Source organism: Pseudoalteromonas sp. 1CM17D (assembly GCF_023161805.1).
GTDB lineage: Bacteria > Pseudomonadota > Gammaproteobacteria > Enterobacterales > Alteromonadaceae > Pseudoalteromonas > Pseudoalteromonas atlantica.
The window spans coordinates 87,981-112,085 of sequence record NZ_JALNTP010000004.1 but is presented as its reverse complement, the minus strand read 5'-3'; the positions used below and the strand labels follow the sequence as shown (position 1 = coordinate 112,085).

22 protein-coding genes are annotated in these 24,105 nt (G+C 40.8%); 17 read left to right on the top strand and 5 right to left on the bottom strand.

Features of this window, described 5'->3' with window-relative positions:
* Positions 1-84 precede the first annotated feature (84 nt).
* Positions 85-1,452, top strand: coding sequence for an MFS transporter (locus MSC25_RS09290; RefSeq protein ID WP_248443239.1), 1,368 nt, complete (start codon positions 85-87; stop codon positions 1,450-1,452).
* A gap of 20 nt (positions 1,453-1,472) precedes the next feature.
* On the top strand, positions 1,473-2,177 hold the full coding sequence (gene ssb, locus MSC25_RS09285) for a single-stranded DNA-binding protein (RefSeq protein WP_024032519.1): 705 nt from the start codon (positions 1,473-1,475) through the stop codon (positions 2,175-2,177).
* 120 nt (positions 2,178-2,297) lie between these two features.
* Here the strand turns inward: ssb and MSC25_RS09280 are convergent, their stop codons facing one another.
* The 4 genes from MSC25_RS09280 to MSC25_RS09265 form a co-directional block, all read right to left on the bottom strand.
* On the bottom strand, positions 2,298-2,708 hold the full coding sequence (locus MSC25_RS09280; RefSeq protein ID WP_055254627.1) for a hypothetical protein: 411 nt from the start codon (positions 2,706-2,708) through the stop codon (positions 2,298-2,300).
* A 63-nt stretch (positions 2,709-2,771) separates the two neighbouring features.
* Entirely contained in the window at positions 2,772-3,305 is a 534-nt protein-coding gene (locus MSC25_RS09275) for a redoxin domain-containing protein (protein WP_096041070.1), read from the bottom strand.
* 11 nt (positions 3,306-3,316) lie between these two features.
* Positions 3,317-4,456: an MFS transporter gene (locus tag MSC25_RS09270; protein ID WP_055254624.1), complete on the bottom strand. Its 1,140-nt coding sequence runs from the start codon at positions 4,454-4,456 to the stop codon at positions 3,317-3,319.
* Between the two features lie 69 nt (positions 4,457-4,525).
* Positions 4,526-5,698 (bottom strand): MFS transporter, encoded by a 1,173-nt coding sequence (locus MSC25_RS09265; RefSeq protein ID WP_248443238.1) that lies wholly within the window; start codon positions 5,696-5,698, stop codon positions 4,526-4,528.
* A gap of 138 nt (positions 5,699-5,836) precedes the next feature.
* Between MSC25_RS09265 and MSC25_RS09260 the strand changes: the two genes are divergently transcribed.
* The 6 genes from MSC25_RS09260 to MSC25_RS09235 all read left to right on the top strand — a co-directional run bounded on the left by MSC25_RS09260 (position 5,837) and on the right by MSC25_RS09235 (position 13,810).
* Complete coding sequence (locus MSC25_RS09260) at positions 5,837-6,748, top strand: LysR family transcriptional regulator (protein ID WP_138576981.1); 912 nt, start codon at positions 5,837-5,839, stop codon at positions 6,746-6,748.
* A gap of 170 nt (positions 6,749-6,918) precedes the next feature.
* The gene (locus tag MSC25_RS09255; protein WP_248443237.1) at positions 6,919-9,645 is read left to right on the top strand and encodes a response regulator; all 2,727 of its coding nucleotides are present in this window, start codon (positions 6,919-6,921) and stop codon (positions 9,643-9,645) included.
* 171 nt (positions 9,646-9,816) lie between these two features.
* Positions 9,817-10,539: an arsenical resistance protein ArsH gene (arsH, locus tag MSC25_RS09250; protein WP_024032512.1), complete on the top strand. Its 723-nt coding sequence runs from the start codon at positions 9,817-9,819 to the stop codon at positions 10,537-10,539.
* A gap of 9 nt (positions 10,540-10,548) precedes the next feature.
* Complete coding sequence (arsB, locus tag MSC25_RS09245; RefSeq protein ID WP_064386234.1) at positions 10,549-11,565, top strand: ACR3 family arsenite efflux transporter; 1,017 nt, start codon at positions 10,549-10,551, stop codon at positions 11,563-11,565.
* A 9-nt stretch (positions 11,566-11,574) separates the two neighbouring features.
* Complete coding sequence (gene arsC / locus MSC25_RS09240) at positions 11,575-11,991, top strand: arsenate reductase (glutaredoxin) (RefSeq protein WP_054982914.1); 417 nt, start codon at positions 11,575-11,577, stop codon at positions 11,989-11,991.
* Positions 11,992-12,136: 145 nt separating this feature from the next.
* A complete protein-coding gene (locus MSC25_RS09235; protein ID WP_248443236.1) occupies positions 12,137-13,810 on the top strand; it encodes an EAL domain-containing protein in 1,674 nt (557 codons plus the stop codon).
* Between the two features lie 138 nt (positions 13,811-13,948).
* Here the strand turns inward: MSC25_RS09235 and MSC25_RS09230 are convergent, their stop codons facing one another.
* The gene (locus tag MSC25_RS09230; RefSeq protein ID WP_248443235.1) at positions 13,949-14,857 is read right to left on the bottom strand and encodes a pyridoxal-phosphate dependent enzyme; all 909 of its coding nucleotides are present in this window, start codon (positions 14,855-14,857) and stop codon (positions 13,949-13,951) included.
* A gap of 77 nt (positions 14,858-14,934) precedes the next feature.
* On the opposite strand from MSC25_RS09230, the gene MSC25_RS09225 reads away from it, so the two are divergent.
* The 9 genes from MSC25_RS09225 to MSC25_RS09185 are packed head-to-tail and all read left to right on the top strand — an operon-like array spanning position 14,935 to position 24,103.
* A complete protein-coding gene (locus MSC25_RS09225; RefSeq protein ID WP_029773093.1) occupies positions 14,935-15,867 on the top strand; it encodes a hypothetical protein in 933 nt (310 codons plus the stop codon).
* Positions 15,864-16,463 carry a PilN domain-containing protein gene (locus tag MSC25_RS09220; RefSeq protein ID WP_248443234.1) on the top strand — a complete coding sequence of 200 codons (600 nt, stop codon included), beginning with the start codon at positions 15,864-15,866 and terminating at the stop codon, positions 16,461-16,463. The genes MSC25_RS09225 and MSC25_RS09220 overlap by 4 nt, the downstream gene beginning before the upstream one ends.
* Entirely contained in the window at positions 16,460-17,140 is a 681-nt protein-coding gene (locus tag MSC25_RS09215; protein ID WP_024032505.1) for a hypothetical protein, read from the top strand. Before MSC25_RS09220 ends, MSC25_RS09215 begins: the two co-directional genes overlap by 4 nt.
* Positions 17,118-17,441, top strand: a complete 324-nt coding sequence (locus MSC25_RS09210; RefSeq protein WP_064386227.1) for a hypothetical protein — start codon at positions 17,118-17,120, stop codon at positions 17,439-17,441. The genes MSC25_RS09215 and MSC25_RS09210 overlap by 23 nt, the downstream gene beginning before the upstream one ends.
* Positions 17,425-19,083, top strand: a complete 1,659-nt coding sequence (gene mshL / locus MSC25_RS09205; RefSeq protein WP_248443232.1) for a pilus (MSHA type) biogenesis protein MshL — start codon at positions 17,425-17,427, stop codon at positions 19,081-19,083. Before MSC25_RS09210 ends, mshL begins: the two co-directional genes overlap by 17 nt.
* Before the next feature lie 2 nt (positions 19,084-19,085).
* Positions 19,086-19,988, top strand: a complete 903-nt coding sequence (locus MSC25_RS09200; protein ID WP_248443231.1) for an AAA family ATPase — start codon at positions 19,086-19,088, stop codon at positions 19,986-19,988.
* Entirely contained in the window at positions 19,985-21,175 is a 1,191-nt protein-coding gene (locus tag MSC25_RS09195) for an agglutinin biogenesis protein MshN (RefSeq protein WP_248443230.1), read from the top strand. Before MSC25_RS09200 ends, MSC25_RS09195 begins: the two co-directional genes overlap by 4 nt.
* Positions 21,172-22,899: a GspE/PulE family protein gene (locus tag MSC25_RS09190; RefSeq protein ID WP_248443229.1), complete on the top strand. Its 1,728-nt coding sequence runs from the start codon at positions 21,172-21,174 to the stop codon at positions 22,897-22,899. Before MSC25_RS09195 ends, MSC25_RS09190 begins: the two co-directional genes overlap by 4 nt.
* Positions 22,886-24,103, top strand: a complete 1,218-nt coding sequence (locus tag MSC25_RS09185; RefSeq protein ID WP_248443228.1) for a type II secretion system F family protein — start codon at positions 22,886-22,888, stop codon at positions 24,101-24,103. Before MSC25_RS09190 ends, MSC25_RS09185 begins: the two co-directional genes overlap by 14 nt.
* Positions 24,104-24,105: the final 2 nt, after the last annotated feature.

The following is a 24,105-nucleotide window of genomic DNA, read 5'->3' as shown; positions in this document are numbered from 1 at the left end:
TCCTTACTTATAGGCGATTAATTATTGCCAAGCTTGTGGTAGAATCCCAGCCTAAATTTTTCATATCGTAAGAATACGCAGATAATGACCGCATCTTCACTTAATTCACGAGAAAAGCGCGCCGCTGTATCGCTGGCGAGTGTGTTTGCATTTAGAATGCTCGGCTTGTTTATGCTGATGCCTGTATTGGCTATTTATGGCCAATCGCTTGATGGTTTTTCGCCTATGTGGATAGGATTTGCTATTGGCGCGTATGGCTTAACGCAAGCGGTACTGCAAATTCCTATGGGGCGTTTGTCAGATAAAATAGGCCGTAAAAAAGTAATTGTTGGTGGCTTAGTTGTGTTTGCGTTGGGCTCTGTTATTGCAGCCCTTGCTGAATCTATTCAAATGGTTACAGTGGGCCGTGCACTACAAGGTATGGGCGCTATAGCCAGTGCGCTGCTTGCTTTTGCCAGCGACCTAAGCCGCGACGAACAGCGCCCTAAAGTAATGGCGGTGATTGGTATGAGCATAGGCATGAGCTTTGCTTTTGCTATGTTACTTGGGCCTATTGTTGCCGCGTCGTGGGGTGTAGCGGGAGTATTCTGGTTAACAGCAATACTTGCCGTGTTCGGTATTGGTATTATTTTATTTCTAGTGCCCAACGCAGTAAACAAAGCGCCCAAAGGCGATACCTTGGCAAGCTTTAGTGATATTAAAAAGCTTATTAAGCATCCGCAATTATCGCGCTTAAATGCAGGTGTATTACTGCTACATTTAACGCTAACCACTATTTTTGTGGTACTACCCAGCCAACTAATAAAAGATGGCTTAGTGGCAAACCACCATTGGTATTTATATATTCCGGTATTGCTGTTAGCGTTTATTTTAATGGTCCCTATTATGATTATTGCCATTAAAAAAGAAAAAGAAAAACAAGCGTTTATTGGCTCAGTAGCACTGCTTTCTATTAGTATGTTTGCTATGTCTATTTGGGTGAATAGCGTGGTTGGCATTGCCATTTGTATGTTGCTTTATTTTGTAGCATTTAATTTTTTAGAAGCCACTATGCCTGCGCTTGTATCGCGTATTGCGCCCGCTAGCCAAAAAGGTTCGGCTATGGGTGGGTATTCGTCTAGCCAGTTTTTGGGGGCTTTTTTAGGTGGTATTTTAGGGGGTTATGTTGCCCAAACTACAAGTACGCAAGCTGTGTTTGCGGCCGCGGCACTTGTTGGGTTAATATGGCTTATTATTGCGTGGAAAATGCAAGTCCCACCGAAAAGTAAAGTTATTAGTTTAATGACCAATTTAAGTTCTGAAGAGCAAGCTCAAGCACTTGCTTCTAAGCTAGTTGCTTTACCTGGCGTAATAGAAGCAACAGTAGTACGCGACGAAAGCCGCAGCTATTTAAAGATTAATGATAAAGAATTTGACCTAGACCAAGCACGTAAAGTAGCTGGTTTAATCTAACGTTTATAGGAGAAGGTTCCATGGCACGCGGTGTGAACAAAGTAATTTTGGTTGGTAATTTAGGACAAGATCCTGAAGTTCGTTACATGCCTAATGGCAATGGTGTAGCAAATATTACCTTAGCAACGTCAGACAGCTATAAAGACAAAAACACTGGCCAAATGGTTGATAAAACTGAATGGCACCGTGTAGTATTTTTTGGCAAGCTAGCTGAAATTGTTGGTGAGTACTGCCGTAAAGGCTCGCAAATTTACGTCGAAGGTAAACTTCAAACACGTAAATGGACCGACCAACAAGGCCAAGAAAAATACACAACAGAAATCGTTGTTGATGGCTTTACGGGTCAAATGCAAATGCTAGGCGCTCGCGGTGGCGATCAGCAAGGTGGTGGTTATCAAGGTAATCAAGGCGGCCAACAAGGTGGCGGTTACCAAAATAATCAACAAGGCGGTGGCTATGGTCAAAACAACCAAGCTCAAAACAGCCAGCAAGGTGGTTATGCACCACAGCAACAAGCTGCACCAGCACAACGCCCAGCTGCAGCACCTGCTCCACAGCAAAATAACCAATACCAACAATCAAACAACAGTGGCTTTGCTCCTGGGCAAAGTAATGCGCCACAGCAGCAAGGTGGTTTTGCACCTAAGCCGCAAAACGCCCCTCAGGGCGGTGCATCAAATCCTATGGAACCAACAATAGATTTTGATGACGACATTCCGTTTTAACCAAAGACAAAATGTAAAATGTTGAAAAAAACATCTAAAGCCGCTATTTAGCGGCTTTTTTGTAACTACACGTTTTAGCACAAAAGGCACTGTTTCTATCTACCATTTAACGCCTTAAAGTCACTCAAAACGCGCTATTAGCGCCTTTTTATAGGCTAAAAATTGAATGGCACATATAACTAAAAAGCAGCCTGAGTAAGTCACTAACTGAGCAACTGGCTCGGGGCGAACAAAATATTCATGTAACAGCGCCCCAATTAACGTACCCGCCAATAAAACATACGCAACATAGGTAAACAGTGCTTTTTGCTTTTCATTTTTAATAAACAAAAGAGCAAGCATCATTAAACCCACTACCAACTCCAGTAAACCAACGCTATACATATAAATTTTAGCGTTAACGGGCAGTACCTGCGCAAAGTAGCTAAAGGTTTTAACGCTTACCTGCGCTGCTAATAATTTTGGCAGGGCAAACTTAAACATAAAAAGCGCGCTGGCTAAATTTAAAAGGTTACTAAATAAATTCTTCATGAAAGCTTATGCCTTAATAAAGCAGCCGTAAGGTAATAAACGCCACGGCTGCAATTTAAATGGTTACACAACAGTGCCGCGAATAGGGTAGTTATTTTGCTCTTTAATAAACTTTAGGCCTCTTACAACCACGTCTAACTCAGGGCGTAAATACGGGGCATTAGAAATATTTACAGCTTGCAATACCCCTTGCTCATTTACGACAAATATCGCGGGCTCTGCAAAGTTGTGGTCGGTTTCTTGCTCAGAGCGAGGTGAGGAAATATACAGCCCAAGTTGTTTCATTTGCTGCTGTGTTAAACCATACGCAATAGGAAAGCTAATCGCGAGTGTGTCCATGCTTTGTGTTAGCTGTGCGCGGCTATCTGCAGAAACGGCACAAACGCTCACCCCAAGTGCCTTTAATGCGGGTAATTGCGCTTCTAGTAAATTTAAGTAACGCATACAAAGCGGGCAATGCTTGCCTCTGTATACCACGAGCATTTGCCACTCGGCGCCACCGTGCGGCTTACTTAGATCTGCGGTTGTACCATCGAGCAAGTGTGCAGTAACTGTTGGAAATGAATTACCGGCTATTAATTTAAATGACTCTGACATAAAAACCTCTTTTATACTGATTGTGAATGATTTTTTTTAACAAATAAGTACAGCGCGGTGAGTGCACATAAGCTGATACAGCTAATAAAAATATTGCGAGTGCCTCCTGGGATATATTCAACAAACGATGTTAAAAATTGCCCAGAAAAAACAGCCATTGTGAAATAAGAGAGGTTACGACCGCGAACAGAGGCTGCGCTGCGCTCTACGGTCATATGGTTTAATAGTGGGATGCTAAAACCAAAGCCAATACCGCTAAACACAGCGCCTATTACCAATAACGCTGTACCCGTTTGTAAAAAGAAAGCAAATGATGCCCCATAGCCTATAAATGCCAGCGCAAGTACTTTTTGCTCGCCCATTTTTTTAGTTAACTGAGGCATAAAGTGTGCCCCAACAACAGCCACTAACGAGATGAAAGAGAGTAAAAACCCTACTTGTTCTTCATTATAATTTTGCGCATGCATTGTGCTGGGTAGTAAAACAATTGCGCTAAAAAACGTGATCATTGCAAGCACAGCCAGCGAATACACATGCTTAAGAGATAAGCCTTTATTTGATATTACGTGCTCTTGTGTTGCTTGTGCCTCTTGTGCTTGAGGGTGATTACGCGGCACAAAAAGTAGCAACATGGCTAAAAATACCCAAGAAATAAGGTACAACGATAATGGTAAAGCCCAATGCTGCACAGCAAGTAGGCCACCTATAAATAGAAATATAACGCCACCGAGCTCTATTGCCATACCTTGCTTAGCAAGCATGCCTAGGCGCGCTTTACCAAAGTACCACTGTGATATTAAAACGGTACAACCGGCCATAACAATTGAGGTAACACCGCCAAGCAAAATACGGTTAGCAAAAACCAACAACGGCCCTTGTAACCAATACACGCTTGCACCTAAAAAGCCGTATAAAAATAAGCCAATAATTAATGAACGGTAAGCGCCATATTTATCAATTAATTTACCTGCAATAGGCGCAAATATAACAGCCCCTAAAGCCGGTAAGGTCACTAAAAATACCGCACTGTCAGCAACATTTAGGGCTGTTGATATACTGATTAAACCAGGTGCAACCAATGCACCCACCATGATTGTTAAGCAAGCTATACACAGCAAAGTGTAGCTTCCTGCGTTATTGAGTTTATTCATAAGTATTCTCTGTTTTTAAATGGGGCAACTAAGGGGGACTTACGCTTAGTTGCAAGGAGTTAATGGCGGTTATTTTTTTGCGAGAGAGTTAAAAGCAGCGCTGATGGTAATTAACACTACACTAAGGACGACTACGCCAGGCCACTGGTACAAAGCAAAGGCTTTCACACCAATAATTGAGCCAAAGGCGCCGCCTAAGTAGTAGCCGAGCATGTAAACACCATTAATACGGCTTTGTGCGCTTGGGTCTATGCTAAATACGCGGACTTGATTGGCTACTTGTGCGCTAAAAATAGCGAAGTCGATTAAAATAATACCGATAATTAGGGCTATTAGGTTTCCTAAAAAAACGCCTGTAATAGCAAAACCAATTGCGGCAAGTGTGAGTACTATCATGACTAATTTTTTAGAGCCCAACGCATTGACCCACTTACCCGAAGACTTAGCCCCTATTACGCCAGCTAATGCGATGATGCCAAATAATCCGGCCTCTTGGGCACTGTAGTTAAAAGGTGCATCACTGATATAAATAGCTAAAGTAGCCCACAGTACATTAAAAGCAGCAAACCAAAGCGCGCCAGTTAAAGTAAACACTTGTAGTGGTTTGTGCTGTTTAAATAACGCCACTGTACTTTTAAGTAGCGGCCAGTAACGTAAGCTAGTTTGTGGTTTATTTAGGGGTAAAAAGAGCCTAAGTAGTACACCAAATAGCGCAGCTAATATTGCAGACATAACAAATACGCCACGCCAACCAAAGTGCTCTCCTACAAAGCCGCTTAACGTGCGTGAAAGTAAAATACCAATGGTTAGACCCATCATTAAGGTGCCCAATGTCGCCCCTTTATTTTCAGCAGATACAAGTGATGCCGCAAAAGGGATTAATTGCTGGGTAATGTTGGCACTTATCCCTATTAAAAATACCGACATTAATAACAGCGGTAAGTTAGGTGTAAATACGGCAAAGCTACATGCAATAACCAGTAAGCCCGATAAAATGCTTATTAAGCGCCGACGCGCAATAGAATCCCCCAGCGGCGAAATAAACAATAGGGCAAAAGCGTAACCAAACTGAGTAAATGCGGGAATGCTACCAAGTTGTGAATCCGTTAAATTAAACTCGTTACCAATCAGAGGTAAAATTGGCTGGCTGTAATATAGGTTTGCAGCGGTTGCTGCAATGGCGGTTGTCATCAACAATAAAATAAAGCGACTTAACGAGGCGCTTTGAGTTACCTGGGTCATTTTGCTCTCCAACATTAAAAGGTAGGCGAATGATAGAGGGAGATGCTTGATGTTAGAAATGTTTAAATTTGATGGAATCTATACAAATAACGTATAGTTGCTGCTATACCTCTCACACAGAGCAAATTTGAGTCGCACATGGATATAAAAATATTAAAAAGTTTTATTGCAGTGGCTAAGCACCTGAGCTTTTCAGAAGCGGCTCAAGAGCTACATACTGTTCAACCCGCTATAAGTCGCCATATTTCTTCGTTAGAAGAGCAGCTAGGTGTTAGCTTGTTTATCCGTAACTCTCGGGAGGTGTCGATCACGCAAGCGGGAGAGCAGTTAGTTAAAGATGCCACGGCAATTTTAGCGCTTACAGAGCGGGCTAAAAATAAGGTTAAACTGGTCGATAGCGGGCAGTTAGGCTCGCTAAGTATTGCGTATTTAAGCTCTGCGTGTTTAACATTTTTGGCCAAATTAATCCGAACGTATAAGTCGCAGTTTCCTAATGTTCACGTTACCTTGCTAGAAATGACCGCGACCGAGCAAATAGAGGCCCTTAAAAGCGAACGGGTAGATGTCGCGTTTTCTCGGCCGTTACCAAGCACCATAGCCGATGAGTTTATAAGTGAAACTATGTACGTTGACCGCCTCGTAGCGGTGGTCAACAAAAACCATCCCTTTGCATCGGTGCAAACTATTGATTTGAAAACCCTTAAAAATGAGCCATTTATTCTTTTTAATCGCGACGAAGCCTTAGGGTTGTTTGATGAAATTATTACTCGTTGCAAGCGCGCTGGCTTTTCACCTAACATTATTAGTCAGCCAAGGCATATGCAAACCTTAGTAACAGAGGTTGCCGCCGGTTTAGGGTTAGCTATAGCGCCTTATTGTGTAAGTAAATTATATAGCGAGGGTTGCCATTTTATAGAGTTAGAAAAGGTCGACACACAAATTTATTTGCAGCTGCAATACAAGCAAATTAACAGCAGCGCTACCACGCAAGCGTTTGTAGAAATGGCACTTGATGCCCAAGCAGAGATTCAGCTTAGCATGCGTAATTGAGTTGGCTTTATAAAAGCGCTTTTAGCTAACTTATGCACTGCAATAATTAGCGAGGCGTAAATGCGCAAAAACGCAAAAACACCTTTGTAATTTACATCTCATTTAATTGATTTGTAACTAATTAACATCTACTCTAGTGGTACTAATTACTTCAAGCAACTATGAGAAACATGAAAGCCATTATTTTATTTTTATTTCTTGTTTTTCAATTTGCCAGTTTGCCGGTAAGCGCTCAACCGGATTCTAAAATTACCAATGTCTTATTTATAAATTCTACAAACCAACATATGCCTTGGCATAAAAGTGTTGAAGAGGGCTTAAATAGCGAGCTATCAACACGGACTTTTGACTATGAGCTTTTTGTTGAAAACATTGATGTAGGGCGCTTTGATGAGGCCACTCAAACGCAATTAATGAGCGACTACCTTAAGCAAAAATATAAAAATAAGCACATTGATATAATTGTCACGCAATCCCCCTCAGCTGCCACGTTAATATCGCAATTGAATGATTTTTTTACTAGCACGCCAAAAATTTATTTAGAACCTGGCGAACAGTTTAGGCTACCGGCCAACACAAATAATGCCTCAATGCAGGCTAAGTTAGACTACAAGCAAGCAACCGCCAGCGCGGTTAATTTAATGAAACCTAAAAAGCTCATAGTCATCTTAGATACTAAAAATGAAATAGGTAGAAACTTTTATACAGGGCTGTTTAATTTTATCAGCCAAGATTTTTCGTATTTAGAAGTTGAGCAATGGTTTGATCTTCCGGCTGCTGAACTGATGACAAAAGTAAAAAATGCACCTTCAGACGCCGTTATTTTATTTACCCCTATATTTAGAAATTACGAAAATAAGTCGATTAGCCCGTATCAGCTCGTCAGCTTACTCGCTCAGCATAGTAACGCCCCCATTTTTAGCTACTGGGAAGTTTTATTGGGCTCAGGTGTAGTGGGTGGTTATGTTTTATCAGGTGAGAAAATAGGTAAACGCGTGGGTGAAGCTATTATTTCTTACAGTGAAAATAACGTGTTACCTACTATAAGCGATGAAAATTTAAGTGTTCATAAATACGATTGGCGACAGCTAAAAAAATATAATGTTGCCCCGCAAAGCCTGCCAGAAAAATCGATTATTGCTTATTACAAGCCGAGTTACTTTGAACAAAATAAAGTGTTAATTTACAGCGCTGCCATTACTATTTTTGTATTGAGCGCTTTTTTAGTGTTTGTATTACGGTTAAACCGCCGCCGCATTCAGCTTGTAAATGCGCTTGACGAAGAAAAGCTACGACTTGAATCGCGTGTAGAGCAACGCACTAAAGAGCTATTACAAGCTAAAGAAGAAGCAGAGCAACTTACCTCGTCAAAATCAGAGTTTTTAGCCAATATGAGTCATGAGATCAGAACCCCAATGAGTGGCATTATAGGGCTGACAAATATTTTATTGGGCAAAAACTTACCTGAAGAAGATAAACAGTATTTAGAAAAAATAAAGTACTCGTCAGATCAATTGCTTGTGGTTATTAATGACATTTTAGATTTTTCAAAAATCGAGTCAGGAAATATCAAACTCGAGGCCTTTGCATTTTCGTTAAACGCGGTTGTCGATTATATAACGACCACATTTGAAAATAGGGCGCGGAGTAAAGGTATTGCGTTTGAGATTAATATTAGCGATAACGTGAAACATAACTTAGTTGGCGATGTGGTGCGTATAAACCAAGTATTAATTAACTTGTGCTCTAACGCGATTAAGTTTACCTCTAAAGGGGCTGTTTCGGTGCAAATAGACGCAGAAGAAGCCCCCAATGACGCCAAAAGTATTGTTTTACGCTTTAGTGTTAAAGACACCGGCATAGGTATTGATGCAAAAAGCTTACCTAACTTGTTTGAATCATTTACTCAGGCCGACAGCTCTACAACCCGAAAATACGGGGGAACGGGGTTAGGCTTAGCCATTAGTAAACGTTTATGCCAAGCAATGGGTGGCGATATTTCTGTAAGCAGTACGCAAGGTGAAGGCAGTGAGTTTATTGCTACCATAAACGTTGAGGTAAACACCCAAGCATTAATAGAAGACAGCCCACAGTTATCATTTGCTGAACCATTTGATGTATTACTAATAGATGATAACGAAGATGATTTAAGCTTAATTAAAAGTCAGCTTAGTGCAATGGGACTGCGTTGTACGCCTTGCACGCAGGCAAGTGATGCAATAGAGATAATTAAAGAAAATATAAACACTTATAAAATTATTATTGTTGATTGTGAAATGCCGACCATGAGCAGTGAAACGTTTTTTACCCGCATTTACAAAGTAAACCCACAGCTTTGCAACAATATTATTGTACTTACAGCAAGCAAAAACGACGCAATTTACGACATAGCTAAAAAAATAAACATTAAAACTATTTTGCATAAGCCTGTGCTTACCAGCGTGTTATTTGAAGCGATGAAAACCAAAGTGGTTAGCCCTTCTACAAGCCATACCCATAAACCTGCCACCGAAAAGCCACTGCAAGGGGTAAAAATACTCGTTGTGGAAGATAACGCCATAAACAGGTTAATTGTATCCGATATATTAGCCGCCAGTGGGGCGCAGGTGCACGTAGTAGAAAATGGTTTAGAATGCATACAAACCGTAAAATTAGAAACGTTTGATATTATTTTAATGGATATTCATATGCCCATTATGGACGGTGTAGAAGCGACTAAAGTAATACGCAGTGACAGCAATACTGCGCTTGCCTCTATGCCTATCATTGCGTTAACTGCAAACGTAATGAAAGATGATATTACTCACTATCTATCTATTGGTATGAATGCACATGTTGCTAAACCAATAAAAGCTAAAACATTACGCGATACAATAATTAGCTGCTTAAATAAATAAACTTATCAATTACCTACCTTTAATAGCAGGCTTTAACGCCCGCAACGTTAAAAAACAAAACGTAAAATTTATATAAATAGGGTTTGACTCACACCTTTTAATATGTGAAATTTCATATATTCATTTTTTCATATATGTTTAGTTCGCTATAGAACTACAAGGTTAAGGATTATGAGTAAATCAATTGAACACGAGCTACCTAATTTAGAACTTTCACAAAGCACTCCGCCTACCGTTAAGGATTTCACGCTAACGTTTTCATCTCATAAACCTAAAATCTTATTGTTATACGGCTCGCTAAGAGCCCGCTCATATAGCAAGTTAGTTATAGAAGAAAGTGCACGCTTGCTAACCCACTTTGGCGCTGAGGTTAAAATATTTAACCCTGAAGGTTTACCCATAACAGATAGTGAAGATGAGACGCACCCTAAGGTGCAAGAGTTGCGTGATTTAATGCTCTGGTCTGAAGGGCAAGTATGGTGCTCGCCGGAGCGACACGGTGCTATGACGAGTGTGTTTAAAAACCAGATTGATTGGGTTCCATTAAACCTGGGTGGGGTAAGGCCTACACAAGGTAAAACGCTGGCTGTGCTGCAGGTTTGTGGTGGTTCGCAGTCATTTAATGTGGTTAATCAGTTACGCGTATTAGGGCGCTGGATGCGCATGGTAACAATACCTAATCAGTCATCGGTGCCTAAAGCGTTTTTAGAATTTGAAGAGAATGGCCGAATGAAGCCTTCCGCTTTTTACAATCGAATTGTGGATGTAATGGAAGAGCTCGTAAAATTTACCTTATTAATGCGCGACCAAAAAGATTACTTTGTTGATAGATACTCTGAGCGAGTAGAAACAGCAGAGCAGCTCAGTAAACGCGTAAATCAAAAAGACATTTAGGAGGTTACTGTGGGGTTATTTGAACGCTTTTTATCGGTGTGGGTTGCGCTGGCAATCGCGGTAGGGATTGTCGCTGGTTACACCGTACCCGATGTATTTAGTGTTGTTGCAAGCTTAGAATATGCACATGTAAATATTGTTATCGCTGTACTCATTTGGTTTATGATTTACCCAATGATGGTGCAAATTGACTTCTCTTCTATTAAAGATGTAGGCAAAAAGCCTAAAGGCTTAGTACTGACAGTCGTTATCAACTGGCTCATAAAGCCCTTTACCATGGCCTTACTAGGGTGGTTATTTTTTAAAGGCATTTTTGCAGACTTTGTCGACCCACAAACGGCAACAGAATACATAGCCGGTATGATTTTATTAGGAGTAGCACCATGTACTGCAATGGTGTTTGTGTGGAGTCAATTAACAAAAGGTGATGCTAATTACACGTTAGTGCAGGTATCTATCAACGATATTATTATGATATTTGCCTTTGCGCCCATCGCAGGTTTATTACTAGGGGTAACAGACATAACGGTACCGTGGGACACGTTATTACTCTCGGTGGTTTTGTATGTACTTATTCCATTAATAGCAGGCGCTATTACCCGCAAAAAGTTAGATGAAGGTGAAGATCACACACGGTTAAATCACTTTTTAAAGGTAATGAAACCGTATTCTATAATTGGCTTACTGGCAACGGTGGCACTTTTATTTGGTTTTCAGTCTCAAACATTAATAGATAACCCAGAAGCCATTGTATTGATTGCTATTCCGCTGCTTATTCAAACGTACGGTATTTTTGCAATAGCCTATATAGCCGCAAAAAAAATGGGCCTAGCTCATAATATTGCAGCTCCAGCTTGCATGATTGCAACTTCTAACTTTTTTGAACTCGCTGTTGCCGTAGCCATTTCATTATTTGGTTTACACTCTGGTGCTGCGCTTGCCACCGTTGTGGGCGTTCTTGTTGAAGTACCCGTTATGCTTAGCTTAGTTTATTTTGCTAATAAAACGCGTCATTGGTTTAACTAGGAGAGTGTCATGGTCGTTATTCATCATAACCCTGATTGTGGTACTTCGCGCAATGTATTGCAGATTATTAAAGCCGCTGGCTATAACCCAACGGTTATTGAATACCTTAAAGAGGGCTGGACAAAACCTCAATTGTTAGCGTTATTTGCCGCAGCAAACTTAACACCAAAAACAGCGTTGAGAGTGAGTAAATCGCCTGCTGAAGAACTAGGCTTGTTAAATGAAAATGTAACAGACGAAGCTATTTTAGAGGCCATGCTTGAGCACCCTATACTGGTTAATAGACCTATAGTGTGCACCGAAAAAGGGGTTAAGCTATGTCGCCCTAGTGAGCAAGTTTTAACGCTATTAGCGCAATGGCCTAAAGGCGAGCTATACAAAGAAGACGGCGAAATGATATTAAACGCGCAGGGCGAGCAACCCTAAAAGTAATAAACTATTTGCCAAAACCCCGTTTACACGGGGTTTTTTTGTTTAGCAAAATTATAAACATTTAAAGTTGCTTTGCCTGCTTGTGCTAATGACTATTTTGAACAACACTTTAAATAGTCGCGTTGCCACAGAGAGCACTATGCATAAAGCCTTAATAAAAATTGCTGAGCAAAAAAAAATAATTTACTTAACCAGTTTCACGCTGGTGGTAATTATTTTTAATGTGCTTTTAAATGATACGCTCCATAAAAAAATTCATAAAAATGGTCAGCAGTTAACACAGCAAATTTTTGAGCTGCAAATTAATGCCAATGCCGATAAAGAAATAGTGCAGGCATTGGTGCAAAGTAAGGGCTTTATGCTGGCTGCACACTCAAATGCTGAACACTTCAAATACTTAGTTGATATACAGCACGATGTATTTAGCTATAAAACGCTCAGCATAAGTTTATACCACTGGCCTGCCTGGGTGGAGCAAGCCTACTTATTTTTATTATTAAATATCATTATATTAGGTGCCACTAGCTGGTGGGTTAGATGGTGGAAAGTATTAGTAAAAAAACCGGCAGCGAACATGCCATTGCCTTACAGCAAAACTAAAGCAGCAAAAAAACTTTCTACGCAAATAACCACATTAAACTGCGAAGTAAAGTCTATGTACGGTGTTAGTGCAGCGCGTCATAGCTTATTTGCCATAGTGAAATGTGATTGTGTGTTTGATGAAAATACCGATACCCAAGCAAGCTTTAAGGTATTGATAGCAAAATATTTTAAAGAGCTTCCTGCAGTATCAGTTAATGTATTTGATGCTAACAACCTTGCTATTACTTTAAATAATATCCCTGTAGCCAAGCTAGATACATACAGTGAAAGCCTACACGAATGCGTTTATCAAATTTGTAAGCGTTATCGAAGCACAGTAACACGTAAAAACATAAAGGTTGGTTTGTGCAATTATCGATATGCGGCTGAGCAACCCGTTATTTTTAAACTCGCTAAATCGGCCTTAGTATTTTCAGAAAAAAGCTTAATTCAACACTGGCATAGGCTCGCGTTACAGCACGAGCAAGGGAACTTAATTTCAAGTAAGCAGGTTATTGAAAATATTAAAAAGAATAAATTTATCTTATTCTTTCAACCGTTATTTATGATCACCAGCGGCGATATTGTACAACATGAAGTGCTAATAAGAATTAGGCAGCAACCGCACGGTTTATTAGCTGCGCGTTACTTTATTAATCAAGACTTTAACAATCACCAAGCATTTGAGTTAGATAAAGCGGTGCTACTTCAAGTTAAAAAGCTTATTTTAGCTGAGCCCAGTGCTCTAACGGTAAGCGTTAATTTGCATATAAGTAATTGGTTTAACGAGCAGTTTTGGAACTGGTTTGTCACCAATATGAAAGATTTTACGACAAAGCGAAAGTTACAGTTTGAAATTAGCGAAGCAGACTTTATTAAGTACCAAGCGCAACTAGCAGGTGCCTTTGAAAAACTTACAGCCCTACAAAGTTTGCTGGTGATTGATAATGTACAGAATGTGGAGCACATTAACCAAATTGCTTCTCAAAAATTAGTTAGCGGTATAAAACTAGGGTATCCGCTTGTTCATAATGTGGATGAAAAAACACAACAGCAAAAACAAGTTAAAAACATTGTGGCGCAAAGCAAATTGCTCAATATACCTGTGTACGCGGTGGGTGTAGAAACCCAAAAAGAGCTACTTATGTTGGCTAAACTAGGCGTAGTTGCCGCACAAGGTTTTTACTTTTCTGAGCCCTTGCAGGAATACACACATGCCACGTTTTACTAAGGGCAGTTAATCCTTTTAAGCTAAGTACAGCCAAAAGGGCCACTCTAGCAGCGGTTGTAGAGCTCACTAGGTTACACATTGCACCGTGGTTAAACTGGCCTTAAGTAAGCATGTTTTAATGCCCAGAGGTTAATAGCCCTAGATCAGGCCACGGTATTTTAGCCCATTGAGCCCCTGTAAACCGCCTGTATGAATCGCCATTATATGACTACCAGCAGCAAAGTAATCTTGCTCGATAAGTTGCCATAGTGCATACATCATTTTACCGCTGTATATAGGCTCAAGAGGTAAGTTATGTTGCTGCTGCAAGCGTTGGCAAAACTGCCATAAGTCATTACTAAATTTGCCATAACCGCCATCATGAAACTCAGTAAGTAGCTGCCAATTGGATTGCTGAGCTGCTTTTTTACTGAGCGCTGTAATTTCATTATTCAAGTACTCGGCTTGTTTTAATACCGCAATTCCTAACAGCTGTGTGGCCTCATAGCTACCTTCAATTAAGCCTGCAAGTGTTCCTCCACTTCCAGTGGGACATACTAAGTAATCATGTTTTGGTAAGCTTTTAGCAAGCTCAGCACACCCAGGCAGGGCGTATGTATTACTTCCACCTTCTGGGATTATATAGGCTTGTGTAAAGCGTGCTTGCAACTGAGCTAAATAATCTGGGTCATGGCGCTGCTTATATTCAATACGAGTAACCGCATGTAAATCCATTGCACACTGTTTAGCAAATTGCAGGGTGGGGTTTTGAGTATCTAAGTGTGGCCCTCTAATTATGGCGTGGGTTTTTATATTAAATAGTTTACCCGCCCCAGCACAGGCGTGAACATGATTAGAAAAAGCCCCCCCAAAGGTGAGTAGTTGTGTTTTATTAAGGGCTTGCATTTGCTGTAAATTATATTTTAGCTTACGCCATTTATTACCACTTATTAGCGGGTGAAGTAAGTCATCTCTTTTTATACTTAACCGTATGTTTCTCTTTTTTAGACAGTCGCTATCTATTTGTTGTATTGGACTTTCTTTTTCAATATTAAATAAGTTAAGCATTATTTCTCGTGTTTAAACTTGCAAACTAACAATCTTGTACGACACTTAATTAATCTCTTATTAACAATAGTAGCTATATGAAAAAAAAGCTGTTTTCGTTGTTATCTTGGTTAAATCGCAGTTTAGACTCAAGCACAGCGATTGGTATTGCTACTTATGCAGATACAGTAAACGCGGTGTGTTTAAAAAAAAATCAAGGGCAGTGGTACGTACATAACTCACACAGTGTGAATGTAGAGGACCAAACGGATTATACAGTCGCTATTGCAACTTGCACAAATGAAGTTTGCGCTGAGGTGTGCCCTGTAAATTTAGTGGTTCCTCATTATTTTTATCAAATAGTGCAAATGGATAAACCCATGCTGAGTGACGAAGAGATCATTCAATCCTTACCTTGGACAACAAAAGACTTAGTTGATATTCCACCAGAGAACATTGTTGCCGACTTTATCGATTACCCCATTATTCAGCCTATGCAAAGCAGTAAAATGAATGTGTTTATTACTAATAAACTACAGTTGCTGCCTTTTATTGATAGCTTTTCAAAAATAAAGCCTGTGCTCAGAGCAATGACCTCGGAAGAAATGATTTTAGTGACCTTGTTTGGCGAAGATAAAAGCGCGCACATGCTTATAGTGCAACATGCAGGGCATGAGCCGCGTATTTTAATTATTCGTGATGGTCAGCTTTTATTAGCTAGGCGTTTAAACGGGTTTTTAGGCATTTCAGATAAAGAGCGCACACACGGTTTGGTTGAAGCCTTAGGGCTTGAGATCCAACGATCAATGGATTTTTTTGAAAGCCAACTAAAACAGCCTCCTATCAGAAGCATTCAGCTGCATTGCGATGATTTATCGTCTTTAACGTTAAGGGCAGGCCTTGCAGAATTTTTGCAAGTAAAGGTTGTTGATTTTAAACCTAATATAGATTTAGCGCAGGAGCTCGAACCCAGCTTTTATTACGCATTAGGCGCAGCGTATCAATTAACCGATCCGGATTCAGTGCTATGAAAACACGGATTAATTTTTACCAAAAAGCCATTAGGGTTAGGCGCGACCCCGTGCCCTTTAAAGGAATGCTGTTGCTGTGGCTAGGTACATTGTTAGTGGTTGCATTAACCTGGTTGTTTTATTTATACGAAGAGCACAATAGCCAGCAATTACTTACGCAAAGCCAAGCTTATCTAAAGCGAACGCAGCAGCAATTAAACGTGGTAAAGCAGCGATTAGCTGATAAACAAAATAAATCGCATTTGATAGATGAGCTAAAAGTACTGCAACAAGAAATTTTGCATAAACAGCAGGTGTTTGATTATTTAGAAAACACATCCATGCACACGAAAACGGATTATGCCGATGTGATGCGCGATTTGGCAGCGTACCACGAACCGCAAATTTGGCTTGATCAGATAAAATTTGAAGGGCAAAAAGTAATGCTCAAAGGGCGTACTCAGCAAGCCAAATTTTTACCTATTTGGCTTGCTAATCTCAAGCATTCGAGCTTTTTCAAAGGGAAGGAGTTTTCAGTGCTGGAGCTGTCGAGCAGTGATGGCGTGAGCGAGTTTAATGTGGCTACAGAGCTTAGTTCAAGTGAGGTAACACAATGAATGAGCAAAATGAAAATAAAGGCTGGCCATTATTCGTTAAATACCAAGCACAATTTGCGGCGTTACAGCAGCGGGAAAAGTATTCTGTGCTGTTTGTTGGCTTATTTCTTATTGTTTATTTAGGTTTATGGTTTGTGGTGTTTCCACAGCAAGATGCAGTAAATAGTTTACGCGTGGAACAAAATACATTGTGGCAAAAACTTAATCAAAATGAAGCACAGCTCTCTATGCTTACTCAGGCATTAGAGCATGACTACACTAAAGTACTTAGAAATCAGGTAGGGCAAACCCAGCGCGAGCTAGAAGATATAAATAATAAGTTAAGCACGTTTAGCCAAGGCTTTATTTCAGCAAACAAAGTACCTGCTGTATTAAAGGATTTATTAGTAAATACCCCCGATGTGCAAGTGGTTGGCTTTAGAGTAAACCCAGCAAAAGCAATTGATGTAGAAAAACTCGGTGAGCACGATACGCAAACCTTGTTTTTCGAACACCAAATGGTGGTTACTTTGCAGGGGCGTTATTTTAGCTTACAGCAGTATTTAGAAGGCCTTAAAGCTAGCCAACAAAAGTTGTTAATACAGCAGTTTAACTATCAGGTGCAAACATACCCTAATGCAGAGTTAACATTACAAATCGCAACGGTGAGTGCCAATGAAAAATTTATCGCTTTATAGTTTGTGTGTGTGTTGCGTGTGTTTTTTTTCTGTTAGTTCAGCTGAAATACTGCGCGACCCCACTCAGCCAAGCAATGCACCAATACTAAAAGGCGCTGCAGTTAGCAATACAGCGCTGTCGTTACAGTCAATTATTAAAACCGAAAAGCAATACAAAGCGATTATTTCTAAGCAGGTGTATAAGCCAGGAGATGTAATAGGTGAATTTCGGGTGCTAACAATAAACGCCAATTCAGTGTTGTTAGCGAATGATGATAAGCAAATAAAATTAGAATTATACGACTATGAAATTAAAAAATAATATAACAAAGCCATGGCTTGCGCTTATTTTAATACCGCCTTTTTTAACGGCGTGCCATAGTTTTAAGCTCGGAAAAGAGATTCAGCCACACATAGCACAAGAGCTTGCTCCTATAAGCAACAATGCTAAAAGTGTTGCCCCGGTAGAGGTGAGTAGCGCGCTTACACAAAGCTTACTTTCGTCACTTAATAACGAGCAAAGTTTAACAAATGAGTTAGCTGTAAAGCGTTTTGATGTAGCCGCAAAAGAGGTAGAAATAAGCTCATTTTTTAATGGATTAACTGCTGATACTCCATACAGCGTGGCAGTACACCCAAAGGTGAGCGGAGTTATTTCTTTAAATTTAAAAAACGTCACGTTTGAAGAAGTTATAGCTGTTATTAAACGCATGTACCCGTTAGATATTGTCCAAGAAGGCCGTATTGTGCAGGTGTTACCAGCGGTCATGCGCACAGAAACTATACCGGTTAATTATTTAATGATGCAGCGCCATGGGCAATCAACGGTAAGTGTTGTTGCTGGTGGAGTGAGCCAGTTTTCACAAAACAACTCAAGTTCAAACTCAAACTCAAACAGTAGTAATAATTCGAGCCAAAATAATCAGTTTGGCAGCGATAATCAAAATACCGAGCTAAATGGCTCTCGCATCCAAACAATTAACCAAAACGACTTTTGGAAGGAACTTGAGCTTGCTCTTAAATCGCTTATTGGTTCAAACGATGGTCGTTATGTGGTTGCCAGCCCACAGGCAAGCTTGGTTACGGTTAATGCATTACCCAGTGAAATAAACCAGTTAAAAGACTTTTTACGTCAAAGCCAAGAAAACCTTCAGCGACAAGTTATTCTTGAGGCTAAAATTGTCGAAATAACCTTAAAAGATGAATACCAACAAGGCGTTAACTGGGAGCGGATTTCTAGAGGGTTAGAAGGTGGGGTGTCGTTTGCAACTACAGCAGGCAGCATAGGTAATTCTATTTCAGCTACTTTAGGAGGGGTCTCCTCGTTAACGATTGAAAAAGGCGACTTTAGCGGCGTAATTAGTTTGCTTGAAACGCAGGGCGACCTGCAAATGCTTTCTAACCCGCGTGTAACTGCAACAAACAATCAAAAAGCCGTGATTAAAGTGGGGCAAGATGAGTACTTTGTTACTAACGTTTCGAGTACAACAGTAACGGGCACCTCAACGACTACGTCACCAGAAATAGATTTAACTCCGTTTTTTTCGGGAATTGCCTTAGATGTCACACCACAAATTGATAAATATGGCTCAGTTATTTTGCACGTTCACCCATCGGTAACCGAAACAGAAGAGCAGCTCAAGGTGATTACATTAGATGATCAGCGTTTTGAGTTGCCGCTTGCACAAAGTAATATTCGCGAATCTGACACGGTGATCCGCGCTCAAAGTGGTGAAATAGTCGTAATTGGTGGGTTAATGCAAACCACCACAGAAGATGAAGAATCGAAAACACCCATTTTGGGCGATGTGCCAATATTAGGTAACTTGTTTAAAAGTATTAGTAAGCGCCAAGAGAAAAAAGAGCTCGTTATTTTAATCAAGCCAACGGTGGTGATGCCCGACACGTGGAAAAAGCAACAAGCTCACAGCCGCGCGCTGTTAAATACATGGTATGAGAACTAACTATGTATTTGAGCTTTTTTAATTTAAGTGAAATGCCTTTCACCTTAACCCCAAACACCGAGTTTTTTTGTGCACTTGAGCCGCACCACGAAGCGATGCAAGTACTTACCACAGCGCTAGAAATGGGGGAGGGATTTATAAAAGTAACAGGAGAAGTAGGGACAGGCAAAACCTTACTATGCAGAAAACTTTTAAATCAAATTGAAGAAGACTACTTTGTGGCTTATTTACCTAATTCTTATTTAAGCCCTGAAGAATTACGTTGGGCTATTGCTGTAGAACTTGGCATGGAGGTAGATAAAAGCCTAGATCAACAATCGTTAAGCCAGCAAATAAACCATTACTTACTAGAGCTACAAGAAGATAACGAACGGGTTGTACTACTAATAGATGAAGCGCAGTGCCTGAGTTGGGATACACTTGAAGCGCTTCGATTATTTACAAACCTAGAAACCGAAACCGATAAGCTTATTCAGGTGGTGCTATTTGGCCAACCTGAATTAGATGAAAAACTTGCCAATAGTAAAGTGAGGCAACTACGCCAGCGGATCAGTTTTTCCTACTCATTGCGTGCAATGACCGCCAGTGAAGTTATTTATTATATTAATCACCGTTTACAGGTGGCAGGCTTTAATCAGCCACCACTATTTACGAATCGTTTAGGATTAAAAATAGCGCGTGCGAGTCGAGGAATTCCCCGTTTGGTCAATATTTTATGCCATAAAGTTTTACTGCAGGCATACGGTGAAGGCCTTAATAAAGTAACACCGCGCCATATACATCTTGCCATTGCAGACACCGAAGATTGCAAAAACCACCATGCTAACCATTACTGGGCTTACAGCTTAGTGGCTATTAGTGTTTTTGTTATTGCAGTTATGTGGGTATGGAGGCAATGGTTATGAGTGTTATTAATAACATGCTAAAAAATATCGACCAGCGCCAAACTGCACAGCGTAATCAGCAAAGTGGCGGGGTCGCTATTCCCCCTGTACGCGACTACCACGATGTATTATTTAAAGTGCTGAGTGTTTTATTAGCGATTGTACTAATTTTTACAGCCTACCTTTATTTACCTTTTGCACAGGCACCACAAGCGAGTAAGGACACGGCTGAAAAAGCATATGCGGTTAATAATAACAGTCAGCCGATTGAAATTGCACAAGCTAAAATTACCCCCGTAATTAAGCCCTTAAAACAATTAAGCGAAGAAAACACTGGCGCTAAAGCAGCTCATATTAATGCAGATACGCAAAAAGAGCTGGCGCAGGTACAAAGCAATAACGCATTACCTGATCAGCCAAAAGACGAAGTAATACAGCTACACGCTGCAGACAAAGCTGCGCTACTGAGCAAAAAAGCAAGCCCCACAGAAGCAAACGTTAAAGTAGCCACTAGCACAGAAATAAATGCCCCAGTTGAAGCAAAAAGCAGTGCACCAGTAAAAAGCATTACACAGGCTGAGCAGCCGCCCGCTGAAAATAAATTAGTAAAAACTGCCAGTGTTAAGCAAAGCAAAGCCCAGCGTATAGCACTGCAATTAAAGCGTGCTAAACAAGCGTTGGAATTTGCTTTATATGATGATGCGATTAACGATTTAACCGCTATTTTACAAACACAACCTGAGCATATAGAAGCGCGTAATTTACTCGCGGCAACGTATTTTCAGCAACAAGATGTACTTATGGCTCAGCAGTTATTAGTTGCTGGCATAAAAATAAACCCTGAGATTGTGCAGTGGCGTGTAATGCTCAGTAAAATTTTAATTATGCAACAAGAGTACGAAGGCGTACTTAAACTGCTTATAGCCGAACTTGAGCCGCAAGCAAACTTGGAGTTTTGGGTATTAAAAGGCACTGCAGCACAAAATGCGCAGCAACATCAAATAGCGCTTGCGAGTTTTACACAGCTTACACAGCTTCAACCACAGCAGGCTAAATGGTGGCTGGCGTTAGCTACTTCAAAAGATGCATTGGGGGAGTTTGCTGATGCAAAGCACCTTTATAAAGTTGCCCTAGATTTAGGCGGTTTAAATGCCGCAATGACGCAACATGCACTACAGCGCTTAGTCGCATTGAAGGAGGCTGTATGAGACCCAGTTTAAAAATGCGTTTAGGGGACTTACTCGTTCATGAGCAAATGATCACCGAAGCACAGCTAAGTGAAGCACTTAATGTGCAAGCTGCGTCAGGGCGAAAGTTAGGGGCTACATTAATTGCGCTTGAGTTTATAAGTGAGCCGCAATTATTGCGCTTTTTAGCCCAACAATTACAAATACCGTTTTTAGATATTTCGCAGCGCAAAATATCTTCAGATGTATCTAAATTACTTTCAGAAGTTTATGCCAGGCGCTACCGAGCATTAGTAATAGAAGATAACGGTGATTCTGTGTTAGTCGGAATGAGTGACCCCGCTGATTTGAGAGCGTTGGATCAGTTAGCGCCGATGCTAGCCCCTAAGCGAATTGAGCTTGCTGTTGTGCAAGAAATCCAGCTTATGGCAGCGTTTGATAATGTGTACCGCCGAACAGAAGAGATTACTAACTTTGCTGAAAAGCTACACGAAGAATACGAAGACGTAGAAGAGTTTGATCTTAATTCCTTAGCAGATGAAACCTCTGACGCCACCGTAGTAAAACTACTGCAATCTATATTTGAAGATGCAGTACAAGTACGTGCCTCAGATATCCACATAGAACCCGATGAAAGGCTATTACGCATTCGCCAACGAGTTGATGGTGTATTGCAAGAGCACACATTAAACCAAGTAAAAATAGCCTCTGCTTTAGTACTTAGGCTAAAACTTATGTCGGGGTTAGATATATCGGAGAAGCGGTTACCGCAAGACGGCCGTTTTAATATAAAAGTGCACGCGCACAGCATTGATGTACGTTTATCGACAATGCCAGTGCAATATGGCGAGTCAGTTGTGATGCGGTTGCTCGACCAATCTGCAGGGCTTTTATCGTTAGATGAAACGGGCATGCCGGTGCATATTTTAAAACGCCTGCGCAGCATTATAAAACGCCCTCATGGCATGGTGTTAGTGACTGGGCCTACCGGCTCAGGAAAAACGACCACCTTGTATGGCGCTTTAAGTGAGCTTAATCAACAAGAAAGTAAAATTATTACCGTAGAAGATCCGGTTGAATACCGCATTGGACGGGTAAACCAGGTGCAAATAAACAACAAAATAGGCTTAAGTTTTGCCAGTGTATTAAGAACCACGTTACGCCAAGACCCCGATATTATTATGGTTGGCGAAATGCGTGACCAAGAAACCGTTGATATAGGCCTAAGGGCTGCATTAACAGGCCATTTAGTACTTTCTACGTTACATACCAACGATGCTATATCAAGCGCAATGCGCTTAATTGATATGGGAGCACCCGCTTATCTAGTTGCAAGCTCACTTCGCGCTATTATTGCTCAGCGCTTAGTTAGGCGTATTTGCAATGAATGTAAAACACCGTATCACCCAGATAAACAAGAACAAAGCTGGCTTACGTATTTAGGCGAAGATGTTAGCAGCACACAGTTTTGGCGAGGCCAAGGCTGCACAGCATGTAGCCATAGCGGCTACAAAGGCAGGGTGGGGATTTTTGAGCTGTTAGAAATGAACGACGCTATGATGGATGCCCTGCGTATTAACGACACGCAGCGTTTTGGTGAAGCGGCTAAAAATAGCGCTAATTTTGCACCGCTTTCTTATATGGCTTTAACGTATGCAAAGCAAGGCATTACCTCGTTAGATGAGGTATTTAAAGTGGCTGAATATGTACCTGAAGTGGTAGGTGATGACGATGCAGCTTTATAGTTACAAAGCCAAAGACGCAAAAGGTGCGCTGGTTAAAGGGCGTGTTGAGGCAAATAATGAGGCCGGTGTGGCCGATAGCTTATTAAAGCGACAGTACATACCTATTTCAATTTCGTTAGTTGAAACAAAAAACAATATAAAGTTATTCGATAACTTATTTAGCGAAAAAATAACCCTGGATGACATGATCATGTTTTCACGGCAAATGTATTCTTTACTTAAAGCCGGGATCCCCATTATTAGGGCAATGATAGGGCTTGCTGATACCACGCAAAATAAAGAGTTTAAAAGTGTATTGCTTGAAGTAACACGCCAGCTCGAACAAGGCCGTGAATTATCTAGTGCGTTAGCTATACACAACAAGGTGTTTAGCCGCTTAACTATCTCTATGGTTAAAGTCGGAGAAGGCTCGGGACGATTAGAAGATGCGTTTTATCAACTGGCTATTTATTTTGAAAAAGAGCAAGAGACTCGTAAGCGCATAAAAGCCGCTATGCGTTACCCCACTTTTGTTATTTTGGCGCTTTTAGTTGCGATGATCATATTAAATATTTTTGTGATCCCAACCTTTGCCAGCATGTTCGAAAAGTTTGATGCAGAGCTGCCTTTAATGACCCAGATCCTCATTGGCACCAGTAACTTTTTTGTCAATTATTGGTGGCTGCTAGCGCTAATGTTAGTGGGTGGAATCGTTGCATGGCGTCGGTATTTAAATACGTCGGCTGGGCGCTTTAAGTGGGATCACCACAAACTCAAAATTCCATTTGTAGGCGATATTTTAAAACGCACCTTACTTGGCCGTTATAGCCAAAGTTTAGCCATGGTGCTGCGCTCGGGCGTCCCTATGACGACAGGGCTGTCGTTAACGGCCCATGCAGTTGATAACAGCTACATGGAAAAAGCCATTATCACCATGCGTCAAGATATCGAAAAAGGCGACAGTTTGTTGCGGGCTTCACGAAGTAGCGAGCTATTTTCACAGTTGGTACTGCAAATGGTGGCAGTGGGTGAAGAAACTGGTCGCGTAGATGAGTTATTACAAGAAGCGGCTGATTTTTATGAACGAGAAGTCGATTACGATTTACGCAGTTTAACCGCAAAAATAGAGCCCATTTTGACGGTGTTTGTTGCCATTATGGTGCTTATTTTAGCTCTCGGTATTTTTATGCCTATGTGGAACATGATGTCGGCTATTAAAGGGTAGCC